This is a genomic window from Parahoeflea olei (assembly GCF_001703635.1).
GTDB lineage: Bacteria > Pseudomonadota > Alphaproteobacteria > Rhizobiales > Rhizobiaceae > Hoeflea > Hoeflea olei.
The window spans coordinates 458,834-482,491 of record NZ_LQZT01000001.1; the positions used below are offsets into that span (position 1 = coordinate 458,834).

At 65.2% G+C, this 23,658-nt stretch carries 15 protein-coding genes and 1 pseudogene; 13 read left to right on the top strand and 3 right to left on the bottom strand.

Features of this window, described 5'->3' with window-relative positions:
- Window positions 1-30: 30 nt before the first annotated feature.
- Window positions 31-1,137, top strand: coding sequence for a mandelate racemase/muconate lactonizing enzyme family protein (locus tag AWJ14_RS02130; RefSeq protein ID WP_066174277.1), 1,107 nt, complete (start codon window positions 31-33; stop codon window positions 1,135-1,137).
- A 30-nt stretch (window positions 1,138-1,167) separates the two neighbouring features.
- Here the strand turns inward: AWJ14_RS02130 and AWJ14_RS22640 are convergent, their stop codons facing one another.
- Both AWJ14_RS22640 and AWJ14_RS23045 read right to left on the bottom strand, forming a co-directional pair.
- Complete coding sequence (locus AWJ14_RS22640; protein ID WP_245304112.1) at window positions 1,168-1,854, bottom strand: hypothetical protein; 687 nt, start codon at window positions 1,852-1,854, stop codon at window positions 1,168-1,170.
- 283 nt (window positions 1,855-2,137) lie between these two features.
- Window positions 2,138-2,671 (bottom strand): annotated as a pseudogene (locus tag AWJ14_RS23045) (alpha/beta hydrolase); the annotation flags it as partial.
- A 281-nt stretch (window positions 2,672-2,952) separates the two neighbouring features.
- On the opposite strand from AWJ14_RS23045, the gene AWJ14_RS02140 reads away from it, so the two are divergent.
- The 3 genes from AWJ14_RS02140 to AWJ14_RS02150 are packed head-to-tail and all read left to right on the top strand — an operon-like array spanning window position 2,953 to window position 6,696.
- The gene (locus AWJ14_RS02140; RefSeq protein WP_245304093.1) at window positions 2,953-4,653 is read left to right on the top strand and encodes a sugar phosphorylase; all 1,701 of its coding nucleotides are present in this window, start codon (window positions 2,953-2,955) and stop codon (window positions 4,651-4,653) included.
- An 11-nt stretch (window positions 4,654-4,664) separates the two neighbouring features.
- The gene (locus AWJ14_RS02145; protein WP_245304094.1) at window positions 4,665-5,468 is read left to right on the top strand and encodes an HAD-IIB family hydrolase; all 804 of its coding nucleotides are present in this window, start codon (window positions 4,665-4,667) and stop codon (window positions 5,466-5,468) included.
- Window positions 5,469-5,478: 10 nt separating this feature from the next.
- Window positions 5,479-6,696, top strand: coding sequence for a glycosyltransferase family protein (locus tag AWJ14_RS02150; protein WP_066174285.1), 1,218 nt, complete (start codon window positions 5,479-5,481; stop codon window positions 6,694-6,696).
- A gap of 89 nt (window positions 6,697-6,785) precedes the next feature.
- Here AWJ14_RS02150 and katG read toward each other — a convergent pair whose 3' ends face one another.
- Window positions 6,786-8,996 (bottom strand): catalase/peroxidase HPI, encoded by a 2,211-nt coding sequence (gene katG / locus AWJ14_RS02155; RefSeq protein WP_066174288.1) that lies wholly within the window; start codon window positions 8,994-8,996, stop codon window positions 6,786-6,788.
- Window positions 8,997-9,237: 241 nt separating this feature from the next.
- On the opposite strand from katG, the gene AWJ14_RS02160 reads away from it, so the two are divergent.
- The 9 genes from AWJ14_RS02160 to AWJ14_RS02195 all read left to right on the top strand — a co-directional run bounded on the left by AWJ14_RS02160 (window position 9,238) and on the right by AWJ14_RS02195 (window position 23,656).
- Window positions 9,238-10,143, top strand: a complete 906-nt coding sequence (locus AWJ14_RS02160; protein ID WP_066174291.1) for a hydrogen peroxide-inducible genes activator — start codon at window positions 9,238-9,240, stop codon at window positions 10,141-10,143.
- Window positions 10,144-10,221: 78 nt separating this feature from the next.
- Complete coding sequence (locus AWJ14_RS02165) at window positions 10,222-11,253, top strand: sodium:calcium antiporter (RefSeq protein ID WP_066174293.1); 1,032 nt, start codon at window positions 10,222-10,224, stop codon at window positions 11,251-11,253.
- 20 nt (window positions 11,254-11,273) lie between these two features.
- Window positions 11,274-11,468, top strand: a complete 195-nt coding sequence (locus AWJ14_RS22110) for a hypothetical protein (RefSeq protein WP_139112497.1) — start codon at window positions 11,274-11,276, stop codon at window positions 11,466-11,468.
- 14 nt (window positions 11,469-11,482) lie between these two features.
- Window positions 11,483-16,420 (top strand): CHAT domain-containing protein, encoded by a 4,938-nt coding sequence (locus AWJ14_RS02170; protein ID WP_066174296.1) that lies wholly within the window; start codon window positions 11,483-11,485, stop codon window positions 16,418-16,420.
- Complete coding sequence (locus tag AWJ14_RS02175) at window positions 16,417-17,181, top strand: peptidoglycan-binding domain-containing protein (protein WP_083219955.1); 765 nt, start codon at window positions 16,417-16,419, stop codon at window positions 17,179-17,181. The genes AWJ14_RS02170 and AWJ14_RS02175 overlap by 4 nt, the downstream gene beginning before the upstream one ends.
- 49 nt (window positions 17,182-17,230) lie before the next feature.
- Window positions 17,231-18,349, top strand: a complete 1,119-nt coding sequence (locus AWJ14_RS02180; RefSeq protein WP_066174299.1) for a helix-turn-helix transcriptional regulator — start codon at window positions 17,231-17,233, stop codon at window positions 18,347-18,349.
- A gap of 139 nt (window positions 18,350-18,488) precedes the next feature.
- Window positions 18,489-19,751, top strand: coding sequence for a ferredoxin reductase family protein (locus tag AWJ14_RS02185; protein ID WP_066174302.1), 1,263 nt, complete (start codon window positions 18,489-18,491; stop codon window positions 19,749-19,751).
- A gap of 59 nt (window positions 19,752-19,810) precedes the next feature.
- Entirely contained in the window at window positions 19,811-23,008 is a 3,198-nt protein-coding gene (locus AWJ14_RS02190) for a c-type cytochrome (protein ID WP_066174306.1), read from the top strand.
- A gap of 15 nt (window positions 23,009-23,023) precedes the next feature.
- Window positions 23,024-23,656, top strand: coding sequence for an OmpA family protein (locus AWJ14_RS02195; RefSeq protein WP_066174308.1), 633 nt, complete (start codon window positions 23,024-23,026; stop codon window positions 23,654-23,656).
- Window positions 23,657-23,658: the final 2 nt, after the last annotated feature.

Sequence of the window (23,658 nt, forward strand, 5' to 3'; positions counted from 1 at the left end):
CGTTCCGACTCCGGCAGGGAAACGCGCGACATGAAAATTGCCCATATCGAAACATTCGCCAATGAATTCGTCTGCTTCGTCAAGGTGACAACCGACACCGGCGACACCGGCTGGGGTCAGGTGGCCCCCTATCACGCCGATATCACCGCCCAGGTGCTCCACCGCCAGGTAGCCCCCCATGCGCTCGGACAGTCCGCGCTCGACATCGATCACCTGGTCGATCTCATCCCCGAGAAGGAACACAAGTTTCCGGGCTCCTACCTCAAGCGTGCGCTGGGCGGCCTCGACACCGCGCTGTGGGACCTGCGCGGCAAGCTTGAAGGCAAGCCCGTTTGCGAGCTGATCGGCGGCACGTCCGGAACGATACGTGCCTACGCTTCCTCGATGAAGCGCGACATCACGCCCAAGGACGAGGCCGAGAGGCTCAGCCGCCTGCGCGACCGGTTCGGTTTCGACGCCTTCAAGTTTCGCATCGGAGCCGAATGCGGCCGCGGCCGGGACGAATGGCCGGGCCGCACCGAGGAGATCGTTCCGACCATGCGCAAGGCAATGGGCGACGGCGTGGCGCTGCTGGTCGATGCCAATTCGTGCTATGCGCCCGATCAGGCGATCGAGATCGGCAAGATGCTCGAACAGCACGGCATCAGCCATTTCGAGGAGCCCTGCCCTTATTGGGAATACGAGCAGACCAAGCAGGTGACGGAAGCGCTCGCGATCGACGTGAGCGGCGGCGAGCAGGATTGCGAATTGCCGAACTGGCGCTGGATGATCGACATGAAGGCGGTCGATATCGTCCAGCCCGACATCTGCTATCTCGGCGGCCTGACCCGCACATTGAGGGTCGCCGCCATGGCGCACACGGCCGGCCTGCCCTGCACGCCGCATTGCGCCAACTGGTCGATGGTCACCCTGTTCACCATGCACCTGTTGCGCGCCATCCCGAATGCGGGAAAATATCTCGAATTCTCGATCGAGGGCGGGGACTACTATCCCTGGCAGGACGGCCTGTTCGTCGCCTCGCCCTATGACATTGTCGATGGCAAGACGACCGTTACCGATGCGCCCGGCTGGGGCGTGGAGGTGAGCCCCGCCTGGCTCGACCAGTCGTCACACCGGATCAGCTCCTTCGAGGCATGAGCCACGCCACCGGTGCCCGGCCCGGCAAGCCTAGCCCGCGCTGAACAGCGGGAAGGTCACGCCGAGCGCCCAGGCGAGGCAGAGCCCGAGCCCGATGCCGGCCGACAGCGGGCCGGCACGCTGCGCCACCCAGCGCCCCATCAGCCCGTGCACGCAGAAGAACAGCACCAGCACAGGCAGGATGATGAACAAGAACATCAGCCGCTCCGGATCGATCATCGCCGCCGCGCCGAGCGAGACGAGGATTCCGACGCGCGCAGCGATCCGCCGCCACCAGACGCCGCGTCCCGCGCCGCTCGCCAGGCTGTCGGCGATCATGAACGGCACCGTGCCGACGGCAAGGACGGCGATGATCGGCAGCCGTTCGGCATGGGGCATGAAGCTTGCCGCATAGCGGTCCATGGCACCGCCGAAGACACCGACGCCCCACAGGATGAGCAGGCCCACGGCGAGAAGCGAGAACCGCCACTCGCCCTGGCTCGCCCCGCGCATCAGCAAGAGTTGCCCCCCGCCGTAAAGCGCCAGATGGATCATCAGGTAATCGGCCACCAGCACCGGCAGGAACGGCACGTAGAAAGTCGTGGCCACCAGCGGCGTGAGCACCGCCGGGGCGATGACCGAGACCCAGAACCGGCTGGCGGAGAGACCCGCGCCGGCGCTCGCCTGGGCGGGCAGAAGTCCGACCAACGGGCGCAACAACAGGACGATGCCCCCCATCAGGAGCAGGATCCAGAGCCCGGGCGTGACGAGGGATGGCAGCTGTGCTTTTCCTGTCGAACGCCATGTCGAGCCAGTCGCGCGCGGCCTCAAGCGCATGCGGACTGTAGAGCACGCCAACATGCTCGACATGGGGCGCCACTTCGGCGCGGCGCACCACGCTTCCGGCCGAGACTGTTTCCCCCTCCTCCGCCGCCGGATCGACCAGCCGGGCGGCTTCAAGCGCCGCCTCGCGCAGCCGGCTCTCCCATTCGCCGCTGATCGCCAGAAGCCGCTGAGGCTGCTCCGCCGTCACGGCCTGCGAAAACATCGAGATCGCCACCACCGCATCGACAGGCTGGCCGGCCTCGGCCTCCTCGATCGCCGCGCGCACCAGAATGTCGGTCGCCATCGAGTGGCCGAGCAGCGCGATTCCCTCGCCTGCGCCCGGCAAGCCGCGTCCATGGGCGATCACCCGTCGGAGTTCGGCAACCAGCAGCCGGGTGGTGCCGTCGATCGCGGTCACGTCCCCCGACATAGGCACCGGATTGCGCCCGTGGCCTTCGGAATCATAGGCCAGCACCGCATAACCCGCCTGCGCCAAGGTCAGCGAATAGGCCTGCATCAACTGCCGCGATCCGGCGAAGCCGTGGGCGATCACCACCAGCGGGCCCTGGCTTTTCCCAGGGCTGTAGAGCGTGGCGGGAATGGTGCCGATCTGCACCGGCGTGATGCCAAGGCCGGCGCGCCCGCGTTCGAGCGCAACCAGCGAGACGAGGATCGCCAGCATCGCCAGCAGACCAATCCCCTCAGTCCAACCCGATCGCATCGACATCATTCATTCCCTCATCGCGCCGCCGCCCGGCTCTCGCCGGATCGCAAGCTCCGGTGCGGCCCGAGCGCACAGACAGTAAACACGGGCGGCCGCCGATGGGAAACAGGCGCCGGTCATCCGGAAACGATGGAAGAGCTGGATCCCCGGTTTATTTCCACTCGCGGCTTGCCATGACGGGCAATGCTGCTAAAAATTTAGCCATGGAGAATTTTTATGCAGATTCATCCACGCAGGTAACCCCTCCTCCGATACGGGTTCCCAAAAGGCTGCGCGACGGATTGCGATTGTTGCTGCAGTCGGTCTATCCCGATCACGATTCCGAAACGCTACTTGAGCAGACGATAACGGCCTTCTGGCCCGGTGAGGAACAGCCCAGGCGGCGCGGCCGGGCGCCCGGCAACACGCTGTGGAACGAGCGCGACAGCTACGTCATCACCTATGGCAACAGCTTCACCAATGGCGAGCACAAGCCGCTCGACCTGCTTTCCGACTTCCTCGAGACCAGGCTCAAGGGCGTGGTGACGGGCGTGCATATCCTCCCCTACTTCCCCTACACCTCCGACGACGGCTTTGCCGTGACCGACTATTACGCCGTCGACAGCGGGCTTGGCGCCTGGGAGGACATCGGCCGCATCGCAGAAAACTTCCGGCTGATGTCGGACCTGGTGATCAACCACTGCTCGAGCCAGAGCGGGTTTTTTACGAACTACCTTCTCGGCCATCCGCCCCATGACCGGTTCTTCTTCGAGGCCGCGCCCGACGCGGACCTGAGCATGGTGGTCCGGCCCCGCGCACATCCGCTGCTGCGCGAGGTCGAAACCGCAAACGGCATCAGGCATGTCTGGTGCACCTTCAGCCATGACCAGGTCGATTTCGATTTCTCCAATCCCGAGGTTCTATTCGAGTTCCTGCGGATCCTGCGGTTCCACATCGCGAAAGGCGTCCGCACCGTCCGCCTCGATGCGATCGCGTTTCTCTGGAAGGAGCCCGGCACCCCCTCGATCCACATGCGCCAGACCCATGAGATCGTCCGGCTGATCCGGCTTCTGGCCGATTACACGACAGAGCCGGTGGTGCTGCTCACTGAAACCAATGTGCCCAACACGGAGAACCTCAGTTATTTCGGCAATCGCAACGAAGCCCACATGATCTACAATTTCTCGCTGCCGCCACTGTTGCTGCACGGATTGCTCACCGGAACCTCGAAACATCTCAATGCCTGGCAGATGTCGATGCCGCCGGCGCAGCTGGGTTGCGCCTATTTCAATTTCACCGCCTCCCATGACGGCATCGGCATGCGCCCGGCGGAGGGCCTCCTCAGCGAAGACGACATCGCCCGGGTGCTCGACACCGTGCAGGGCTTCGGCGGGCGGCTGTCGATGCGCCAGATGCCCGATGGCAGCACCCGCACGTATGAGCTCAATGTCGCCCTGTTCGATGCGCTCAAGGGCACGGTGGAGGGCGAGGACGAGTGGAACATCGAGCGGTTCCTGTGCAGCCAGATCATCGCCATGGGACTCGAAGGCATTCCCGGCTTCTACATCCATTCGCTGCTCGGCACCCACAACGATCAGGAAGGCGTCGAGAAATCGGGACACAACCGGGCGATCAACCGCCATCGCTGGCACTACCCCGACCTGCTCGACCATCTCGACGACGGGCAGAGCAGCCACGCCATCGTGTTCGAGGCAATGACGCGGATTCTCAGGATCAGGACCGCGCAACCGACGTTTCACCCCAATGCCACGCAATTCACGCTGCAGCTCGGCGACCAGCTGTTCGGCTTCTGGCGCCAGAGCCTCGACCGTTCGAAGAGCCTGTTCGCGATCCACAATCTCACCAACACCGAGGTGTCGATCCCGGCGATGTCGCTCAATCTCATCGGCGGCGAGAGCTGGAGCGATCTTCTGTCCGGCGAGGACATTCGCGAGCGCGGCGGAGAAATCCTGTTCGCGCCCTACCAATGCCGCTGGATCACCAACTGAGACAGGACACCGTGAGCGCACCAGGCCTCCAGCACTTGATCATCTTCACCGATCTCGACGGCACGCTTCTCGACCACCACACCTATTCGCATGCCCAAGCCACCCCAGCGCTCGAACGCCTGCGCCGGCACGACATTCCACTGATCCTGGCCTCGAGCAAGACCGCCGCCGAAATCGCGCCGCTGCGCGAGGCCCTGGGTTTCGCCCATTGTCCGGCGATCGTCGAAAACGGCGCCGGCATGCTCGAACCCGGGCGGGAGCTTGAAGACACGGCCGAGCGCCACGGGGAAATCCGGCAGATCCTGGATCAGCTGCCCGCGAAGCTGCGCAAGCATTTCCAGGGGTTTTCCGACTGGAGTGTCGATCAGCTGGCCGAGCGTACCGGCCTCACGCGTGCCGATGCCGAAAATGCCAGGAACAGGCAGTTTTCAGAGCCCGGTCTCTGGCTCGGAAACGAGGCGGACCGGGCGGAGTTCGTGGCCGAAGTCAGCGTCCGCGGCCTTCAGATCACGCAAGGCGGTCGCTTCCTGACGCCCAGCTTCGGCGGCAGCAAGGCCCGGTGCATGCGCGAAATCGCGGTTCGTCACGCCACAGATCGCGGACAGGCCTTCGCGGTGGCGCTCGGCGACGCGGAAAACGACGTGGACATGATCGAACAGGCCGACCTCGGCGTCATCATCCCCAATCCCGCCCACCGGGGGATCCCACCGCTTGCGGGTGAGGCCACAGGCAGCGTCATCAGGGCCGGAAACCCAGGGCCTGCCGGATGGAACAGCGTGATGATGGGCCTGATGGATCACTGGGAACTGGATTAGGAGCGAGCAAGTGGCCGATTTTCATCAGAATGGCAGCGTGGCAACCCTTCACAACCTGTCGAAAATGCCGTTCGATGTTCTGGAGGGCCAGCTTCGGCAATTTGCGAGCACCCGCAAGATCACCCTGATCCTGCCCTCGCTGTTTTCCGAACTGGGCCGCGATGCGCTGTCGCGCATTCTCGACGAGTTGAGCGGTGCGAGCTATATCAACCACGTCATTATCGGCCTCGACCAGGCCACCGAAGAGCAATACCGCTTCGCCAAATCCTATTTCGCGCGGCTGCCGCAAAAGCACGACATTCTCTGGAACGACGGGCCGCGGCTGCAGGAAATCCACTCGAAGCTCGCGCTCGCCGGCCTCGCCCCGGCGGAAGCCGGCAAGGGCCGCAATGTCTGGTACTGCATCGGTTATGCGCTTGCTTCCCAGAATGCCGATGTGGTGGCGCTGCATGATTGCGACATCACCACCTATTCGCGCGAAATGCTGGCGCGGCTGGTCTATCCGGTCTCGAACCCCGCCTTTCCCTACCAGTTCTGCAAGGGCTACTACCCGCGCATCGCCGGCGGCAAGCTCAATGGCCGGGTCTCGCGGCTGCTGGTTTCGCCGCTGCTCTTGTCGATCCAGAAGGTCTGCGGCCATGTCGATTACATCGAGTATCTCAAGGGCTTCCGCTATCCGCTCGCCGGCGAATTCGCCATGCGCGTGAGCATGCTGCCGGACATGCGCATTCCCTCGGACTGGGGGCTTGAGATCGGCGTTTTGTCGGAGGTCTGGCGCAACCTGTCGAGCCGCGCGGTGTGCCAGGTCGACATCTCCGATGCCTATGACCACAAGCATCAGCAGCTGTCGAAAGCCGACGCCAGCCAGGGGCTGTCGCGCATGTCGGTCGACATTTCCAAAGCGCTGTTCCGCAAGCTTGCCACCGACGGGGTGGTGTTTTCCCAGGAGACCTTCCGCACCATCAAGGCCACCTACTATCGCACCGCGCTCGACCTGATCGAGATGTACCACCACGATGCGCTGATGAACGGGCTCTACACCGACAGGCACCAGGAAGAGGAAGCGGTGGAGCTGTTCGCGGCCAACATCGTCACCGCCGGCCAGCTGTTCCTGGAAAACCCGATGGAAACCCCGTTCATCCCCAACTGGAGCCGTATCCAGTCGGCAGACCCGGACCTGCTGCGCACGCTGCACGAGGCGGTCGCCGCCGACAGCGCCGAGGCGTGAAGCCCGCACAAAAGAACCGGGCGCGGAACATGAAGCTCCGCGCCCGGTCTGTATTCCGCCATCTCACAGTGTGAGACGTCTGCCTCGCCTCAGGCGCGCAGGTCGAAGCGGTCGGCGTTCATCACCTTGGTCCAGGCCGCCACGAAATCGCGGACGAACTTGTCCTCGGCATCGTCCTGGGCATAGACCTCGGCAATGGCGCGCAGCTGCGAGTTCGAGCCGAACACCAGGTCGACGCGGGTGGCGGTCCATTTCAGCTCGCCGCTGGCGCGATCACGGCCTTCGAACTCTTCCTCATCCTCGTCGACGGCCGACCACTTGGTGTCCATGCTCATCAGGTTGACGAAGAAATCGTTGGTCAGCGCGCCCGGCTTGTCGGTCAGCATGCCATGCTTGACGTCGCGATGGTTGACGCCGATCACCCGAAGCCCGCCGAGAAGCGCGGTCATTTCCGGGGCGGTCAGCGTCAGCAGCTGCGCCTTGTCGATCAGCAGTTCCTCGGCCGAGGTCGTGTAGCGGGCCTTGAGGAAGTTGCGGAAGCCGTCGGCGGCCGGTTCGAGCATGGCGTAGGATTCGACATCGGTCTGCTCCTGGCTGGCATCCATGCGGCCCGGCGTGAACGGAACCTCGATCTGCTTGCCGGCAGCCTTGGCGGCCTGCTCGATGCCGACCGAGCCGGCGAGCACGATCAGGTCTGCCATCGACACCTTCTTGCCGTCGGTGCGGCTGGCGTTGAACTCGGCCTTCACCTTCTCGAGCGCATCGAGAGCCTTGGCGAGCTTTTCCGGCTCGTTCGAAGCCCAGTTGCGTGCGGGCTCCAGCCGGACACGCGCGCCATTGGCACCACCGCGCTTGTCGGATCCGCGGAAGCTCGAAGCCGAGGACCAGGCGGTCGCGACCAGCTGAGCTGTCGACAGGCCGGACGCCGCGATGCGGATCTTGAGATCCGCGATATCCGAGGCCTCGACCAGCGGATGATCGACGGCCGGGATCGGATCCTGCCACAAAAGATCCTCTTCCGGCACTTCCGGGCCGAAATAGCAGCTCTTCGGGCCCATGTCGCGGTGCGTGAGCTTGAACCAGGCGCGGGCGAAGGCGTCGGCGAACTCCTCCGGATTCTGGTGGAAATGGCGCGAGATCTTCTCGTAGGCCGGGTCGAAGCGGAGCGCCAGGTCGGAGGTCAGCATCGCCGGCGCCACGCGCTTGGAGGAATCATGCGCATGCGGAACCGTGCCCGCGCCGGCGCCGTCCTTGGGCTGCCACTGCCAGGCGCCCGCCGGGCTCTTGGTCAGCTCCCACTCGAAGCCGAACAGGTTTTCGAAGAAATTGTTGCTCCAGGCGGTGGGCGTCTGCGTCCAGGTGACTTCGAGGCCGCTGCCGATCGCGTCGGCGCCCATGCCGGTGCCGTGCTTGCTGGTCCAGCCCAGGCCCTGCTCGGCAATGCCGGCGGCTTCCGGGTCCGCGCCCACCAGACCGGCATCGCCGGCGCCATGGGTCTTGCCGAAGGTGTGGCCGCCGGCGATCAGCGCCACGGTTTCGTAATCGTCCATGGCCATGCGGCCGAAAGTGTCGCGGATGTCGCGGGCAGAGGCCAGCGGGTCCGGCTTGCCGCCCGGGCCTTCCGGGTTGACGTAGATCAGGCCCATCTGCACGGCGGCCAGCGGGTTTTCGAGCTCGCGTTCCGGACGATCGGGATCATAGCGGTGCTTGTCGTCGAGCCAGCTGTCTTCGGCGCCCCAGTAGATGTCCTGTTCGGGCTCCCAGATATCGCGGCGGCCGCCGGCAAAACCGAAGGTCTTGAAGCCCATCGATTCCAGCGCCACGTTGCCGGTCAGGATCATCAGGTCGGCCCAGGAGATCTTGTTGCCGTATTTCTGCTTGATCGGCCAGATCAGGCGCCGCGCCTTGTCGAGGTTGACGTTGTCGGGCCAGCTGTTGAGCGGCGCGAAGCGCTGCGAGCCCGAGGTCGAGCCGCCACGGCCGTCTGCGGTGCGGTAGGTGCCGGCGCTGTGCCAGGCCATGCGGATGAAGAACGGGCCGTAATGACCGAAATCGGCCGGCCACCAGTCCTTCGAATCCGTCATCAGCGCGTGAAGATCCTGCTTGACCGCGTTGAGATCGAGCGTCTTGAACGCTTCGATATAGTCGAAATCCTTGTCCATCGGGCTTGCCGCGGGCGAGTTCTGGTGCAGCATGCTCACATTGAGCTGGTTCGGCCACCAGTCGCGGTTCTGCCGCATGCTCATATTGGTGGCGCCGTGCGCCACAGGGCATTTGCCGACTTTAGCGACTACGTTCATCGATCTCTCCAATCCTGCCTGTTCAATCTCTTCGGTTTCGGGGAGAGCCAGGACATCGCAAGGCCCGATGCCGGGCCGCCCGGGCTGGCCTTTTGCAACCGGCCCGGGACTTCAACGCAGTGCCGCATGCCGCAAGGGCACGAAGCCGAAAACCGGATGCTCTCCCAATCCGCGCGGATCATATCAAAGCAGAACGATTTATATAAGTTGTTTTTGCTGATCATATTGATAGGCTCAGATTATGAAGAACCTGACCCTCAAACAGCTTCGCTATTTCGAGGCCCTGGCGCAGCACGGCCATTTCGGACGCGCTGCCAGTGCCTGCGCCATCTCGCAGCCGGCCTTGTCGGTGCAGATCCAGGAACTGGAGAAGACACTCGGCACCGAACTGTTCGAACGCGGCAACAGGCAGGTGCGGCTCACCAGTTTCGGCGAGGAATTCGCCACACGGGCCCGCTCGATCCTGCAGTCGACCGAGGAACTGGGCGAACTGGCGCGCGCCGCAGGTCACCGCCTGGTGGGACGCCTCAGGCTCGGCATCATTCCCACGATCGCACCCTATCTCCTGCCCGCGATCATCACCAACCTCACCCGGATGAACAGCGGCATGGACATCCAGGTGCGCGAGACCGTGACGCCCAGGCTGGTGGAGGAGCTCTCGGAGGGCCGCCTCGACGCCGCCATCCTCGCGCTCCCGGTCTCCGAGCCGGCGCTCACCGAGATCGCGCTGTTCGAGGAGCATTTCGTTCTCGTTCGCCCTCGGCAGGACGAGGGAAAACCGGTGCCCAACCACGAAGACCTGCGCGAGATGAAACTGCTGCTGCTCGAGGAAGGTCACTGCTTCCGCGACCAGGCACTATCATTCTGCAAGATCCAGTCCTCCCGCCCGCGCGAGATCCTGGACGCAAGCTCGCTTGCGACGCTGGTGCAGATGGTGGGCGCGGGCATGGGCGTGACCCTGATTCCGGAAATGGCGATCGGGGTGGAGACGCGCTCGGCGCCGGTGTCGATCGCGCGCTTCGCCGCCCCCGAGCCCGCCCGCACCATCGGCATGATCTGGCGCAAGACCAGCCCACTCGGCAAACAGCTTCTCGAAATCTCCGACGTGGTACGTCAGGCGGCGCAACACCACGCCCCATCCCGATGACCTGACACCGGGGCCCGCCCCCGTGATTGAACAATCGGCCGCCCGCTGCATTGACCCTGCAACCGGAGCCCACGCCTCATGCCTTTGGACAACCTGTCGCTTCCCTTTCTGCTTGCGATTTTCCTGGCCGCGAGCCTGATCATCCTCGCCTGTGGCGTGCGCATGACCGGGCTTGCCGACCGCATCGCCGATCGCACCGGCCTGGGAGAGGCGCTGGTGGGCGGCGTGCTTCTGGGGGCCGCGACGTCGCTGTCTGGAACCGTGGTTTCCCTCACCGCCGCGCTCGACGACCGCGCCTCGCTCGCCTTTTCCAACAGTGTCGGTGGCATTGCCGCCCAAACCGCGTTCCTGGCCCTCGCCGACGTGCTGTATCGCCGTGCCAATCTCGAGCACGCGGCCGCCGAACTCGCCAATGTGTTCCAGGGCGCGCTGTTGATGCTGATGCTGGTAATTCCGGTGCTGGCCTATGCGGGGCCGGACGTGACGCTGCTCGGCATCCATCCCGCCTCCTATGTGCTGGTGATCGTCTATACGGTGGGGGTCGTGGCCTCGAGGCGCGTCCGCGAACAGCCGATGTGGCGACCGGTCGGCACCTCCGAGACCAAGAATGACGAGCCCGAGGAAGCAGAACAGGATTCGGACGGAAACCTGTCGCTGTTTGCCATTTTCGGAGCGCTGATGCTGGTCATGGCCGTTTGCGGCTGGGCGATCGCGCAAGTGGCGAGCGAATTGACCGATCGATACGCGCTTTCGGCATCCCTTGTCGGAGCGTTGATGACGGCTGTGGCAACCTCGCTGCCCGAACTGGTGACAACGCTGGCGGCGGTGCGACGGGGCGCGCTGCAGCTGGCCGTCGGCGGCATCATCGGCGGCAACACCTTCGACACGCTGTTCCTGACGCTGTCCGACATCGGCTACCGCGACGGCTCGCTCTATCACGCGCTCACACGGGGCGATTTCTTCTGGCTAGCGACCGGCCTGGTGATGACCGCCACCCTGCTGCTCGGCCTGATCGTGCGCCAGCGCACAGGACCCGGCGGCATCGGCTTCGAAAGCGCCGGCATTCTCGCCGTCTATGGCGGCGCCATTGCCGTGCAGGCTCTCGCATAGGCCATCCGAAGCGCGCGCCGATGCCCGCTGCCGCAGCGAAGCAAGGTGACGGAGCCAATATCCTGTTCAAGGGCCATGGCGCGGCCGGTGATACATCCGCAAGTCGATTGACACGCCGTCATCTGCTCGCAACTATAGTTGCCAGAAATCAATTTGAAGACTTCGCTGCCGCGCACGACACCTACGAAATTTCCTATAGTTTGGCGATCTTTTGACAGGAACGGCCACAATGATTGCCAGACTTGTGTTCCTTCTGCTCTTGCTGCTGCCGGTTGCGGGGCCTGTCCAGGCCCTTGAGATCTATCGCAACAGCGTCCGTTACGACATCGTCGCCCGGCTGCCCGGCGGTGCCCAGTATATCGTCGATGGCGTCGACCGGAAATTCTCGCTCCCCGGCGTTTCCGGCAATCTCCGCCTGATCCAGGACGATTATGCCTCCTGCGCACAACTTGTGGACGAGCGCCGGCAGAACTGGGTCAAATACGGATTCACCCTTTCCTACGGCCGCTATGTCAGCCGCAGCGAATGCTCGATCACCATCGAAAGTCCGGACGAGAACCGCGCCATCTCCTCCTACTACATCCGGGTCGACCGCTGCGGCTGCTTTGCGGCGCTGCATCTGAGCTATGCCGCCGACGACCGCGGCCGCTTCATGCAAGCCGCACCAGAGATCCTGGGGTCACTTCGCGCCAACAACTCCGGCGCGGCCGGCCCGGACTACCCCGAACCACCGGACACGCCTGTTGCCGACACTGAGGAAATGGCCCCGGCCGAAGCTGCGCAGACCGCAGCCGCGCCTGCCACGGTTGCCGCCGACAGCCCCGCCTCCGCGCCGCTTGCGACCCGTGAATTGCCGCCCGGGGAAGGCCTCAAGCGAATGACCAAGGCGCTCGCCTCGTTCTCCTGCCATCAGCCGGGTTCCACCGACGACCAGCGACAGGCGGCGATCATCGCGCTGTCCGGCTGGGCCGGAAAATCGATCCGAACCCTCGGCCGTGAAGCAGGCCTTGCCGGCTTTGCAGACATGCTGGAGCAGAATTACGATTTCGCCAGCCTCGGCCCGCGCGGCGCGGAGGCGATCGATGGCGTGCTCGCCGCCCACCCCGACCTGATCGACGCGGTCGAGCGGGACGCTGCGGCCTATGGCGACCGGCTGTGCCAGATCCTGGGCGTGAGCCTTCAGGACAACCTGCCCGATCTTGCCCGCCGCCAGGCGGAATTCCGCTCCGTCTATCACGGTTCGCTGATCGCCGCGCAACGGCTGATGGCGTTGCATCGCTGCGCCGACGGAGAAATCGACGGCGCCTTCGGCCCGGGAAGCCGGGCGAACTGGAACCGCATGCTTGCGGGTCTCGGCCTGCCGCCCCGCGACGACAGCTACACGCCCGGCATTGGCGATCTTGCCCGGGTCGCTGACATCAAGGTGACGGCGGGGGCCTGCGAAGCCGATAGCGGCGCCTACAAGCTCGCGGTCAGCCCGCTGCGCTTTCTCGCCGATCCCGGCCTCGACCAGCGAAGCACCTGGCTCGAAATCCGCGACGCCGATCTCGCGTCCAGCATCAATGCCATGGCGCAGGCGGGCGAATGGAGCCCGTGGCAAACCAGGCTCGCGCTGCGGCTCTTCCCGCATGGTTACGGGGACAACGACGACGAACCGCAGCGCATGCTGGCCGCCCTTTTCGCGAACGGCGTCGGCGTCGATGCCGATCCCGCCGCCGCCGCGCATTGGCGGGCCAAGGCCAATCAGGGGCAATCCGCCTATTCCCTCTATCTTGCCGCCTTGGCGGATCCGGCGCGGGTGCCCGACGCGGTTCGCGCGCTCCTTGCCGATGCCAATTTCGCCGACACCGACTACGGCGAACAGGTCCCCGCGGGGCCGCTATCGGTCCCCTACGGTGCCCAGATCAGCCTTCTGGAATATCCCGCACTCGCGCGGCTCTCGACACTGGTGATGCGCGCACCGGCGGCGCTCGACCAGGTCGCGCGCACCGCCAAACCGGCCCTGCTCTACAAGCTGGCCGAGCGGCTGCTCGAAGGTGCGAGCATCGACGGCAAAGGCAGCCCGCAGGCCGTGGCGCTGCTCGAAGCGGCCGCCGACCGGGGCGCCGCCTATGCCGCCTCGCGCCTTGCCTTCATGGTCCAGCACGGGCTCGGGACCAAGCCGGATCCCGACAGGGCGCGGACGCTCGCGCAAACCGCCGCACGCGACGGCGACACCTTCGCCCTCTATCAACTGGCGCGGCAAGCCGATGACCGCTCCGCGGAGGATGCGGGCGCGGCGCTTGCGGCCTATGAGCGGCTGCTCAAGGCGCTGGCGGCGAAGAGCAACTTCGCCCTGAGCGGGCTTCTGAGCAACCGGATCATGGAAGGCAGCATCGCGCTGACCTCTGTCGACGGCGAGAAGCTTCTCGGCAAATACGGGCTCAACGACGGCTCGATCTACATGTGCACCGATTGCGGCGGGGTGGTCGATCTGGCCGAGGCCGCCCGGCTGTTGCGGCAGACGCATCCCGACGTGGTCGAGTTCGATCGCAAGGACAAGAATTTCGATCTGTTCCGGCTGATCAGCGATCATCCGGAGCTGGCGAAATCGAAGGACGAGCCCGAACGATTGCTTGCGGCGGGCATCCTGCCCGCGGAAGACTGGATTGACGCGCCCTTCGGCTCGCAAAGCGACGTCCGCTCGATCCTGGCTGCCGCCATCCTCACCGCCAGGCGGATGGGGAGGGAAGCCGACCTGCCCGAAGCGATGACGGCCCTGCTCGACCAGATCTGCGGCAACCAATCGATCCGGGAGTATTTCTGCACCGATGCCGCACGGCGGCTCGCGTCAGGACAGTTCGGCGCCGCACTGGTGGGGCCCGGCATCGCGCGACTGCAAGCCGAGAATTCCTTCTTCCTGATCGACGTGCTCGCCGCCTTCGGGGATTTCCGCGGCGCGCTCGACCGCGGCCTGAAGGACGAGAAGGAACAGGGCTTCGAGTTCCGGGCAAGCCTGCTGACCCGCGCCGCAGCCCCGGTATTCCGCCGCGTTATGGCACAGCGCTCACGCGCCGACATGGCCACTCTCCCGGAAGGCTTCGAGGATCTGCTCCGGTTCCACGCCCGCCACAACGATATCGCTGCACGCCAGTATCTCGAACTCTTGGAAGATCCGGGCACGGCCAAGGGAGCGACGCCCAAGCGCGACCTCGGCGAGACATCCGCCGCCTTCGAGCGCGCGGCCGCCCGCGGCGGCCTGAGCCGCGCGCTGGTCAACGCCGCGCGCGAATACTCCGCGGCGCTCGAGGAGACCGGAGACCGAGCAGCCGCGCTGCGGCTCGAACTGACCGCGCTTGCGGCCGAACTTCAACTCGACGACCTCGACGCGCTCGGTCGCAAAGCCTATGGCGCGGCCCCGCTCGACGCCACGCTCACGGCCGTCTGCCATCTGTCGAAGGCGAGCGAGCGGGCCTTCGCGCTCGGTGCCGACAGGCTGGCGCTGGTGCTCGCCAAGGACACGATCAACCAATTGCAGACCTTGCGGGGTGGCCTTTCGGGCATGCCGGAAAGGCTGCAGGGCTGCTTCCGCGATCTCGTCTCCGACAATTACCGCTGGCTCGCCGATCTGCTGGTGAGCCAGAACCGGCTCGGCGAGGCCCAGGTCGTGCTCGGCCTGCTCAAGGACTACGAGACCTTCCAGTTCACCGGCCGCGACGGGGAATTCGCCGGCCAGGCCTTCGCGCAATTGCCCTATTCGCCCGAGGAACAGGCATTGAAGACTGCGCTGTCCGCGCTTGCGCCGCCGACGATCCCGCAAGCGCGGCGCGCGGCGCAACTTGCTGCCCAGGCGGCCCTCAAGAAGCTGACGGCCGAGCAGGCGCGCGAACGGACCGCGATCGAGGACACGCTTGCCGAGGCGAGGCAGGCGCACCAGAGCGGCATCGACGCCATTCTGGCAGCCGCGGGCGCCATCACCGAGACCGGCGAAGCCGGCTTCCAGGCAGCGCTCGGCGTGGCCGACGCCTATGTCGAAAACACCCCCGGCGAGCAGGCGGCGGTGCTGCATTACCTGGTGCTGCCCGACCGTCTCAGCATCATCCTGACCACGCATGACAACCGGGTGAGCCGCACCATCACCGACTGGAACGGCACGCCGTTCCGCGAAGCCGACCTGAACGCGGCGATCGACAGGCTGCATGCAAGCCTGAGCGATCCCGATCTCGACCCCCTGCCCGGCAGCCGGACGCTGTACGACCTGCTTGTCAAACCTGTGGCGGCCGACTTGCGCAGCGCGGGCACCCAGCTTCTGCTGCTCTCGCTCGACAAGCGCCTGCGCTACCTGCCGTTCGCCGCGCTTCACGACGGCACCAAATTCCTGGTCGAGGACTACGAGACCTCGATTCTCACCAATTCCGGCCACGAGATCAGCGGCAGCAAGGTCACCGGCGCGCCCTTCGCGGCGCTCGGCATGACCCAGGAGACCGAGAGCTTTTCGGCACTGCCCGGCGTGGCGATCGAGCTCGACGGCATCGTCAAGGGCGAGGACGGCTTCGGCCTGTTCGACGGCAGCGTCCGGATGGACGACGCCTTCGACCGGCCCGCGCTTGCCGCAGCGCTGCAGATCGGCGAACCCACGCCCGCGGGCGTCGGCGTGGTCCATGTCTCCTCGCATTTCGCGCTGGGCGAGACCGACCAGGATTCATTCCTGCTTCTGGGAACCGGCGACTACCTGACGCTCAGGGACATCAAGCTCGCCAAGACCGAGTTCGATTTCGAGCATGTCGAACTGCTGACCCTGTCGGCCTGCACCACCGGCTTCGCCAATCCCGGTCGCGACGGCCGCGAAATCGACAGCCTCGCCAAGATCACCAGCGATCGCGGCGCGAAATCGACGCTGGCGAGCCTCTGGCCGGTGGCCGACAGCGCCACCGCGATCCTGATGCAGCGGTTCTACGAATTGCGCGAACTGGGGCAGATGTCCAAGGCGCAGGCGCTGGCGACAGCGCAGCGGGAGTTCATCGGCGGCCTGATCGGCTCTCCCGATCACCTGCGCACCCGCAGCGTCGTGTTCCAGACCGCCGTGCGCACCGGGGAATCGTTCCAAGAGCGCCAGACCGGCATCGATCTCGGCTTTTCCCATCCCTTCTTCTGGGCCCCCTTCGTACTGACAGGCAACTGGCGATGACACCGAACCGCACCCCTTCGTCACCGGCATCCTTTGCGAGGCGGCTCGCCCTGTGCGGGGCGGCACTTCTCGCGCTGGCCGCACCGCCAGCCTCCGCAGATTCGATCATGGACAAGGCCGGCACCTGCTACGCCACATCCTTCGATCGGCAGAACGGCCCGATCCGGGAGATCACCGCCCGCTTCACGCGCTACCAGGAATCAGGCTCGGAACAGGGCGAACAGGCGCTGGTGAAGCTCGAAATCACCGAATGGGACGTGCCCAACCAGACCTTCGGCATCACCGGCACCTGTTCCTTCACCGACAAGTCGATCCGCTGTGGCATCGATTGCGATGGCGGCCACGCGATCCTGTCGGTGTCGGAGACGGGCGAGCTCTATTTCCACTCCGACACCGTGCGCTATGATTCCCTGCGCGGCGACGCTTCGCTGCTGACGCTGAACGAAGCCGACGGCTATGTGATGGACGGGTTGTTCGTCCTCAAGCAACGCCCCGGCGACAGCCAGTGCAGGGCTGCGGGCGACGAGCTGTTCGTCGCCATGCAGGCCGGGGACATCTCCAACCGGGTCACCGATATCGAGACCAAGCTCCGGCGCCTGGGCCAGTTCCTGGAAAATCCCGACACCGTCTTCGACGAGGCCACCCGCGCAGCAGTCTCCGGGTTCCAGCGCCAATACGGCCTGCCCGACACCGGCGTCGTCGACCAGGACACCGCGGCGTTGCTCGCCAATCTGATGCAATCGGGAGCGGGTGGATGCTGAGCCGCCCCACGCTCGGCCGAGCTGTCACGGCGACCCGGAGCAGGGCGTCATGAACGCGCAGACCGACCGCATCATCCACATGCTTTACGATGCCGCCGCGGCGGAGCAGGACTGGTACGAAACCGCCTGCGAGATCGGCGATCTGGTCGGGGCCGGACCGATCCACCTGTTCCTGTGTTCGCTCGAGACCGGCCGGGATTATCTCGGGTTCCTCGCCCGCGGCAATCCGGATTTCGCCGACGAATATCTCCTCGATTACGCGCCGAGCGACTTCCGCGTCCCGCGCGTGATGGCGCACAAGCCGGGCAGCTATATCGACGAACGCGACTATGTGAGCCGCGACGAGGCGGCGACGAGCCCGATTCACCAGGATTTCCTGCCGCGTCAGGAGATCTACAATATCAGCGGCGCGAACCTGACCCATGACGGCTGCATCGGTTGGTTCGGCCTGTCGACACGCGGCCCGGGCGACGAATTCGACGACCACGAGAGGGGGCTGTTGTCGCTGATCTCGGGCCATGTGTTTCGCGCCGTGAAGCTCTACCGCAACCGGCTCGACCTTATGGCGGCGCAAGACCTCTCCGCCCGGACGCTGGATCTTGTCGCCACCGGCATCGTGATTCTTGCAGGCCCGGAGGTGATCCAGACCAACGCTGCCTTCGACCGGCTCTTGCAGGACCGGTTCTTCCTTGTCCGCAACGGCGGCCTGACCTGCGCCGATGCCGCCCAGGCGGCGCAATTGCAGCTCTATCTGAGCGGCGTCATCGACGATGGCGGCCCGGACTGCCTGGTGCTGCGTCACCGGGAAGGTGGCGTGAGCTATCTCGTCCAGTGCCACGACCTGCCCGCTCCCCGGCTCTCGCGCACCACCACCCAGGCCCACCGGGCGGTTTCGATCGTCAAGCTTGATCTCGACGCACAGCCGGACCTGGAGCAGGTCATGGCCTTTTGCGACGGTTTTTGCATCAGTCGGGCGGAAGCCCTGGCCATCCACGCCGTCCTCGGGTCGCAGCCTCTCGGCGCTTTTGCCGAGACCCGCGGCATCCGGCTCGACACCGTGCACAAGCAGGTGAAATCGGCGATGCGAAAGACCGAACTCAACAGCCAGAAGAAGATCTTCCAGGCCTTCGAGCGCTACCGGCAGATCAATGCGAAAGGCAGCAATTGAGATGGGCCGCGTCGTCGTTCCCGCGCTCTCTTCCGCTTCCCCATCTGGGGAATGGCACCCTCACGGGGCACGGGTATTTTCAGGACGGGGACCGTGCCCGGCCAATGCACCGGCCGCCGTTCGTTAGGGAGAGCTTACATTGGGTATTCTGCTGGTTTTCCTGGCACTTCTGACCGCCGCGATCCTGTCGGTTCCGGCCGCGAGCCACACCGGCCTTGCCACCTGGTTCTCGATCGCCTCCGCCTCCACCGCCTTCGTCGCCATGGCCGTCAACCAGTATCTCGCAACCCGCCCGACCTATCTCGAACCGCTGTTCGGCGGGCTCGACCGGATCTACCGCGTTCACAAATGGACCGGAATCCTGGCCCTGGCGCTCATTCTTGCGCATTACTTCATCACGCCGAACTTCAAGGGCAAGCTGCTGACCACGGGGCTCAACGAAATGGCGCAAACCGCGGGCCAGATCGGTTTCTACGGGCTGATCGTGCTCGGCGGCATTTCCATCGCCAAGCGCCTGCCGAAGCTCAAGGGCGAATTCCCCTATCACGTCTGGCGCCAGCTGCACCGTTTCATCGGCCTGTTCTTCATCGCCGTCGCCATTCACTTCAACTTCATCAAGCGACCGTTCGACGGCACCGCCTGGCTTGCAGTCTATCTCAACATCTTTGCCGTGATCGGCATTGCCAGCTACATCCAGACGCAAGCCAACGCCTTCCTGCGCCGGCGGCGCTACCGTGTCGTTTCGGTGATCCATGCGGGGGCTGCGACGCTGGTGACCGCCGAGCCGGAGGGGCGCGCGATCAAGGCCAGCCCGGGCCAGTTCGCCTTCATTTCTGCCGACCGGCCGGGCCTGGGCGAACCGCATCCCTTCACCATTGCCGGCCACGAGACCTCACAGGACGGAACAAACCGGCTAACCTTCGCCATCAAGCCTCTCGGCGATTTCACCCGGCGCCTGCGTGAACATATCGAAACCGGCGACACGCTGATGGTGGAAGGCGGTTACGGACGCTTCACCGCCCAGCGCGGCGGCGAGCGCCAGCTCTGGGTCGCCGGCGGCATCGGCGTCACCCCGTTTCTCGCCATGGCCCGCTCGATCGCGCAGTTGACCGGCAAGAGGGTGCATCTGTTCTACTGCGTGCGCGATGCCGACGAAGCGATCGGCCTCGAGCATCTCGACGCGGCCGGGAAGCATCCGAATTTCAGTTACACCCTGCATCGCTCGGCAAGCGACGGCCGCATCAATGCCGAGGTGATCAAGGCCGGCGCCGGGTTCGACCTCAATGGCGCGGACCTCTGGTATTGCGGCCCCGCGGCCATGCGCAAGGCGATCATCAAGGGCTTCAGGGACACAGGCGTCAAACTGGCGCGGGTGGAGTTCGAACGGTTCGAATTCCGCTGAGACAGGACAAACGATCCCGGCAGGCGCCTGGCGCCGCACCGGACATGAGAGGGAACACGATGCAAACCCGATTTCGACTGCCGCTCGGCGGCCTGATTGCCCTGTCCGGTCTGGTGGCCGGCGCCGCCGCCACGCTCTTGCCCGCCACCGCCGTTGCGCGCGACCTGTTCGAAGCCGGGGCGTTCTCGACCTATGTGGCAAACCCCGAAAACGGGCGCTATCTCGCTGGAGCGGCGGGCTGCATGGGCTGCCATGCCAATGCGGGCGACGTGGGCAATCCAGCCGGCGGCGCACGCATCGACGCCTATGTCGGCACGGTGTTCGTGCCCAATATCACCAGCCACCCGAATGGCGTCGGCGGCTGGTCGAATGCCGATTATCTCAATGCCGTCATCAACGGCATCTCGCCCAAGGGCCGGCATTACCTGCCGATGTTCCCCTACACCGCCTATGCCGGGATGAAGCCCGAGGACGTGCTCGATATCAAGGCCTATATCGACACGCTTGCCCCCTCCGACGCCAAGCCCCCCGCGCACGAGATCTCGTTCCCCTACAACACCAACTTCTTCTGGGCGATGTGGAAGCGCGGCAATTTCGACACCGCTGCGTTCCAGCCTGGGGACGGCTCGCAGATGAGCCGCGGACGCTATCTGGCCGACAGCGTCGGCGCCTGCGGCGCCTGCCACACGCCGCGCACCATGGACTACGGTCTTAACACCGACCGACCGCTCGAAGGCGAGATCGCACTGACCGGCGAACCCGCCCCCGCGATCACACCCGCAGCCCTTGCCGCCGCAGGGCCGAAAGCCTTTCTCGACAATTTTCTCGGCAAGGGGACCCGCCTGTCGGGCAGCCCGATCGCGTCCGCCATCAAGGCGCACATGACCCAGGGCCTCTCCACGCTCACCGAGGACGACCGCCTGGCGCTGACGGCCTATCTCACCGGCCAGAAGCAGGTGGCCGAAAAGCCCGCGCTCAAGGCCGAAGCCAGCTGTAAGGTCGAAGCCCCCGGCGGCCCGGCACCGACAGGCGAACTTGCCTCCGCCGCCGACGATTTCATCGGACGCTATTGCCGCAACTGTCATGGCGCCGGACAGAGCGCGCAAGGCAGCTTCCCCGCCGGCGACCTCACCTCGATCGCCCGCAATGCCGCCTTCGTCACCCCGGGCGATCGCGGCCGCTCGGTGCTCTACACCTCGGTTGCGAGCGGCCGCATGCCCTACGGCACCAAGCCGAGCGCCGACGAAGTCGAAGCCCTTGGCGGCTGGATCGATTCTCTCGGCGCTGAAACCGTGGCTGCCCGCGAACCGGCGGCCCCGCCGCGCATGCGGCAGCTCGTGGGCTGGCGGGCGGAGACCGAGGCCGCCGTCAGCGATCTCGCGACCATCAACGAGAACGACCGGCCGTTCGTGCGCTATTTCAGCTATCGCACGCTCTACAACGGCTATTATCCGTGCGAAACCGATCAGGTCTTCGCAAGCCGCATGGAGCTGTTCTCCGCAGGGTTCAACAAGGCCCTGAACTCGGTCTCGCTCGGGCCGGTCGCGATCGTGCCGGCCCCGGTCAAATCGCCTGCCGGCACGCTGGTGCGAATCGACCTCAGGGATCTCGGCTGGGATACCGGCAAATGGGACATGCTTGCGGGCAAATATCCCTATGGCTACGCCCCCGACAGCGATTCCACGCTCAAGGCGCTGGCGATCGGCACCCGCACCGATCTGCCGGTGATGCAGGCCGGCTGGTTCATGGCCAATGCGCTGCAGCCCGAAAACTATCACCCGCTTCTGGACCTGACCGACGACATCCGCGACCTCGAACGCCGCATCGGCGTCGACGTGGACGCCAATATCCGCGCCCGCCGCGTGGCCCGCGCCGCCTTCGCGGAAGGCGCTTCCGGCGTGTCCGACCACAACCGCATGCTCGAGCGCCATGACGCGGCCAATGGCGGATACTACTGGAAGTCCTATGACTTCGCCGGCAGCCGCGGCCTGCAGAGCCTGCGCCAGCACCCGCATGGCCCGGCCGAGCTCGAACCGCTCGCCGAAAACCTGGTGGCCTTCCACCACGACGGCGGCGAGATGATCTTCTCGCTGCCCAACGGATTGCAGGGCTATTACCTGTCCGACCACACCGGCAAGCGCATCGACCGCGGCCCGACCCAGATCGTCTCGTTCCGCGAGCGGCCGATCGGCAAGGGCATCGAGATCATCAATGCCCGCTCCTGCGTGAGCTGCCATGCCGACGGCATGATCGCCAAGCGGGACCAGTTGCGCCAGTCGATCGAAACCTCGCCGATCTTCAGCCTTGCCCAGCGCGACATGCTTCTCGACATGTACCGGACGCAGGACGAGCTCGATGCCTATTTCGAGCGCGACCGCTCCGCCTTCATCAAGGCGCTCGCGAGCATCGGCGCCACTGAAAAGGCCCCCGACGGTTCGCTCAAGAGCCGCTCCGGCCCGGCGGGCGCGGAGATCATCACCTGGTTCGCCGACACCCATGAGGAAGATCTCGACGCCGACCGGCTGGCCGCGGAATTCGGCATGACGCCGGACGAGTTTACCAGTTCGATCCAGCGGATCCAGGACCAGCATGCGCTGCGACTGGCGCTCGACTGGATCACGCAGCTCAAGGGCGGATCGAAGATTCCGCGCTTCGAAGTCGAGGAGCAATATGCCGCCCTCGTCGAACCGCTGATGAACCTCAAGCCGCTGCACTATGCGCCGCAGGGCTTTGCCACACTGCCGGAGTACAAGGATGCCATGTACCGCGACGACGGCTACAAGGCGGAGCCGAATGCCGGCAAGCTCGAACTTGCGGTCGCTGTCGCTGCCACCGACGTCAAGGTCAACGACATGCTGTCCTTCACGGTGACCGCCAACAGGGCCTGCGAATTGCAGATCTTCTATGTGGAGACGGACGGCACGGTCGAGGTGATCCCGCAGGAAATGATCGGCGCGCCCTATCTCGAACCCGGCGTGGCACGCCGGATCCCCGATGCGGCGGTGGGCGATCTCATCTTCGACACCCAGGGCTACAACGAGTCGCTGGTGCTGTTCTGCCGCGAGGGCGGACTGGGCGATCAGCGCTTGAGCGCGGAGGGGGCGCGCAAGATGATCTCGCAAAGCACTGAGAAGCCGACGCGCGGCCTGCTGGTCAAGATGCATGAGCAGAAGAAGGCCGTGGAGGCCACCCTGCCGGATGCACAGAAAGGCAGGTCCGCGCTGCAACTGATCACGTTCAACGTGCGCAATCCCTGAAGGAGGACCAGCCAGATGACCAAAGCAAAACCAGCCACCGGGCTTCTGATGCTGGGCATGACGGCCGCGCTTGCGGTGGGTGGGCTGCTCGTGCCCGCCCCGGCGCTTGCCCAGGATCTCGACGCCGATGCGATCGTCAAGAGCCTCAGTGTCGCCAAGAAGCCCAGGACCCGGTCTCTCGGCAAGCAGGACCCTGCAGGGCCGGCATACTCGCAAGAGGACAAGAACCTGATCCGGTCCATTCCCACCCGGGGACTGAAGGTCAGCATGAAGCAGCAGGTTGGCGAGCTGATCGACACCTACAAGCCGCCGCGGCTCGACATCGAGATCCAGTTCGATTTCAACTCGGACACCGTCCGCTCAGAATCCGTGCCGGATCTCAACGCGCTTGGCACGGCGCTGCTGCATCCCTCGCTCGCCGACGCGCGCATCATCCTCAACGGCCATACCGACGCCAAGGGAACGAGCGACTACAATCTCGACCTGTCCGAGCGGCGGGCGGTCGCCGTGCGCGACTATCTGATCTCGCATTTCCCGATCGATCACCGGCTGATCGCCATCGGTTTCGGCGAGGAGCGGCTCAAGAACACCCACGACCCCGAAGCCGGCGAGAACCGCCGGGTCGAGGTTGTCAACATGGGCGGCTGAGC